The sequence below is a fragment of the Pseudomonas sp. 2VD genome (assembly GCF_005503585.1).
GTDB lineage: Bacteria > Pseudomonadota > Gammaproteobacteria > Pseudomonadales > Pseudomonadaceae > Pseudomonas > Pseudomonas aeruginosa.
The window spans coordinates 1-3,562 of sequence record NZ_SCND01000497.1 but is presented as its reverse complement, the minus strand read 5'-3'; the positions used below and the strand labels follow the sequence as shown (position 1 = coordinate 3,562).

The 3,562-nt window shown below is 72.3% G+C and carries 4 protein-coding genes and 1 pseudogene; all 5 read right to left on the bottom strand.

Annotated elements, in window-relative coordinates; genetic code table 11:
* Nucleotides 1–347 (bottom strand): annotated as a pseudogene (locus FFS27_RS30495) (cation-transporting P-type ATPase); the annotation flags it as partial.
* 28 nt (nt 348–375) lie between these two features.
* Nucleotides 376–810 carry a hypothetical protein gene (locus FFS27_RS30490; RefSeq protein WP_003089693.1) on the bottom strand — a complete coding sequence of 145 codons (435 nt, stop codon included), beginning with the start codon at nt 808–810 and terminating at the stop codon, nt 376–378.
* 153 nt (nt 811–963) lie between these two features.
* A complete protein-coding gene (gene hflK / locus FFS27_RS30485) occupies nt 964–2,004 on the bottom strand; it encodes a protease modulator HflK (RefSeq protein WP_003162246.1) in 1,041 nt (346 codons plus the stop codon).
* Complete coding sequence (hflC, locus tag FFS27_RS30480; RefSeq protein ID WP_019484597.1) at nt 2,001–3,038, bottom strand: protease modulator HflC; 1,038 nt, start codon at nt 3,036–3,038, stop codon at nt 2,001–2,003. The genes hflK and hflC overlap by 4 nt, the downstream gene beginning before the upstream one ends.
* Nucleotides 3,039–3,049: 11 nt before the next feature.
* Nucleotides 3,050–3,562: SPFH domain-containing protein (locus FFS27_RS30475; RefSeq protein ID WP_256659762.1), on the bottom strand; the 513-nt coding region annotated here is incomplete at its 5' end.

Here is a 3,562-nt window from a genome sequence, read left to right as displayed (position 1 = left end):
GTCAGCAGGTCGCCGCTGGCCCAGGCGCCGAGCATGGCCAGCGCGATCAACTGGTCGGTGACGCCGTGCAGGCTCGGATGCCGCAGGCTGTCCCAGGCCGAGCGGGCCACCGGCAGCGCCACCAGCAGCGACGCGACGCCGAGCAGGATCTGGCTGACCCCGGCCTGGTCCGCCGCCAGCCAGCGCCAGGCCAGGCCGAGCAGCAACAGGCCAAGGGCGAGCATCGCCAGGCTCAGCTGGCGGGCGGCGCGGCGCTGCTCGTCGCGGCTGAGCAGGCCGCCGCCGAACGGCAGGTGATGATGATGCGCGCAGCCGCCATGGCTGCCGTGGGCGGTCGGCTCGCTCATGCGCACCTCCCGGGGCGAGCCGCGGCGGCTATTGCGGGAAGCGCGCGTCCGGCCGGCGTACGTAGTCCAGGGCTTCCTTCTCGGTGAGTTCCCAGATCTGCTTGACCTGCCCGTTGTTGTCGCTCTTCAGGCCGACGAAACTGCCCTTGAGCTGGGGCATGCGGCCATAGACGATGAACAGGTTCTGCGCCGTGCGGATGCGCACCGACGGCGCCACCGAATAGCTGACGGTCTTCTTCCCCAGCCCCAGGGTGAGCACGCTGCGCAGCAGGCTCTGCTTGGGCTTCTTCAGGGTGATGACCGGGTACTGCGCGCTGGCCACGAAGCCCACCAGCATGTCGCTCGGCAACTGCCGCGCCAGCGCCTCGCCGCCGCACAGCAACAGCGCCAGCCCGCACAGCAGGGCCCTGCCGGGTGATAGCCGCGCACCGTTGCCCGTGAATGGAATACCGCCTGCCGTCATTGCCCGTCCCGTTCGCCTGGTTGTTCGACTCGGCGCCGCGTTCCGCTGGCGGAAGCGCGTACCGAAGGTTGATGCCGACGCAGGGTAGCCGTTTCACGTTCGCTTGTCCGTCCATTGTTTCACAGCCCGCGAAGGGCACCGTCGGGCAGCGGCTCATGGCTGCCCGCCTTGCAGAATCAGGCGGCCGTCGTCGCGCGGATCGACGCTGCCGACCGAACCGGCCTTGCCGAGGATCGCCGGCACCCGTTCGCGGTACAGGCGCCAGAGCAGGCCGGGATCGGTCGCGCCCAGCGCCGGGGCCAGGCCAACGATGCTGGCGGTGTCGCGGCGCGCCTGGGCCAGCCGTTCGCCGGCCTCGGCGCGGGCGACCTGCAGGGTGCGGTCGGCCCCCTCGGTGGCCGCCTGGGTGAGTTTCTCCGCCTCGGTGCGCGCCTTGGCGACGTTCTGCTCGGCCAGTTGGCTGGCGGTCAGCACCGCGTTGAAGGCGCTTACCGCATTGCGCGGCAGGCTCGACTGCACGTCGACCCGCACCACCTGGATGCCCAGCCCGCTGCCGGCCGCGGCCAGCGCCGCCAGGCTGTGGTTGATGCCCTGCACCAGGTCGCCGCGCAGGCGTTCGCGGCGCTCGGCGACCGCGCTGTCGTTGCCGAGCAACTCCGGGCGCGCCACCAGGATGGTGTCCAGGTCGCGCGCGGCGCAGACCTGCACGGCGTTGCGCGCCACCAGGCGGTCCAGCGCCGGCAGCACGTGGGCGCCCTGGAGGACGTAGGCGTACGGGTCGTCGACCTTGTAGAACACCCGCACGTCCAGTTGCACCACCCCGGCGTCGCCGGTCAGCAGGTAGCCGGAGCCGGCCAGCGCGTCGCTGGACAGGCTGACGTCGAGATCGGCGCGACGCGCCTGCTCGGAACGCAGCAGGCCCTCGACGCGGCGTTCGATCACCTGTTCGGCGGACGGCAGCAGCACCACCTGCTCCAGCGGCTGCGGCCAGGCCAGCAGCAGGCCGGGACCGGCCAGGCGCTCCAGCGCGCCCAGGCGCAGCACTACGGCGCGGTTCTCCGGGCCGATCTGGCGGACGTTGGAAAACGCCCAGGCCAGCGCCGCCAGGAGGGTCACGCCGAACAGTGCGAGGAACGCCAGGCGTCCGGCCTGCAGCCAGGGGCTGCGCAGCCCCTCGTGCGCTTCGTCGCTCATGGCCGGCGCCCGTTGGCCGGCGCTTCGGCGGGGAGCGCCGGCGGCCCGTCGACCAGCACGCGGAACGGTGCGGCATCGGTGCGCAAGACCAGGCGGGTATCGCCGTTGACGATGGTGCCGAGGGTGTCCAGCGAGCGCAGCAGGTTGTACAGCTGCGGCGAACCGGCGTAGGCCTTGCCGTAGATGCGCGCCGCCTCGACCCGCGCCTGGGCCTCGATCTCCGCGGCCTTCACCGAAGCCTCGGCCTGGATCACCCGGGCGTCGCGCTCCGCCGCCGAACGGATCTCCGCGGCCTGGCGACGGCCCTCGGCGGTACGCTCGGTGGCGATGGTCTCGCGCTCGGCGCGCATGCGGTCGACGGTGGCGCCGAGGGTCACCTTGGGCAGGGTCAGGCGCTCGATGCCGACCTGCACCACCTTGACCCCGTAGGTCGCCAGCAACTGATTGTCGATCTGTTCGCGCAGGCGCGCTTCGAAGTCGCCGATACGCACCCGCGACGCCTCGGTATTCACCAGGTCGGCCAGGTCATAGGCGCTGGCGGTGGTTTCCAGCGCCGAGCCGACGAAGGTGCGCAACTGCCGGGCAGCCTCGTCCGGCTGGTTGCGCACCGCGCGCATGAAGCGCTGCACGTTGTCGGCGTCGCCCTGTACCTGCCAGGCCACGTAGGCCTGGACGATGATCCGCAGGCCATCGCGGGTGCCGACGTCCTGCAGGCCGCTGGAGGTGGTGCGCAGGCGCAGGTCGACCGGGATCGCGCTCTCGAACGGCAACGGCAGGCGCCAGGCCAGGCCCGGTTCGAGCAGGACCCGCGCCGGGTTGCCGAAACGGGTGATGACCATCGCCTCGCCGGAACGCACCTGCACCAGGCAAGCGGCGGCGACGGCGAACAGCACCAGCAGCGCGGCGACCAGCAGCCGGCGCCAGGGCGGCGCGGCCTGTGCGCCATGGCCGTGATCGTGATCGTGATCGTGATCGTGATCGTGATCGTGATGATGCTCGTGGTGGCTGTGCGAGTGGGAGTGACCGAGGCTCAAGAGCGCTCTCCTCATGGTGCGGATTGCCCGGCCGCGGACGCCGGAGCGGCGGACGGACGGGACGAAGGCGGGGAATCCAGGCGGCCGAGGCCGAAGCTGCGCAGGTCGATGGTCGGCGCACCGGCGCCGGCGATGCGGTGGTCGATGAGCAGCAGGTTGGCCTTGCCCAGGCCGAGCCCGAGCTGGCGGTAGTAGGCCTCCAGCAGGAAAGCCTGGCCGGCGTCGGCATAGCCTTCCCGCTCGGCGGCGAAGCGCCGGTCGGCGGCCTGCGCGGCGGCCAGGGTCTCGCGGGCCTGCGCGCTGGCCCGGTCGTGCGCCACGCTGGCCTGTAGTTGCGCCTCGTTGCGCTGCGCGGCAGCCTGCCCGCGCTCGCGGGCGATCAGCGCCTGGGCGGTGATCTGCGCGGCCTGCACCGCGTGGTAGGCGTTCGCCGCACCGGCCGGCGGATGGATCGCCTCGACCGCCGCGCCCAGTACCTCGACGCCGCTGCCGAGGCGGTCGAGATCGGCCTGCACGGCCTGGCC

What these genes read in the sequence shown, in the direction of transcription:
- hflK (WP_003162246.1), bottom strand. Translation starts at nt 2,004, where the DNA reads ATGAGCGACGAAGCGCACGAGGGGCTGCGCAGCCCCTGGCTGCAGGCC.
- FFS27_RS30490 (WP_003089693.1), bottom strand. Translation starts at nt 810, where the DNA reads ATGACGGCAGGCGGTATTCCATTCACGGGCAACGGTGCGCGGCTATCA.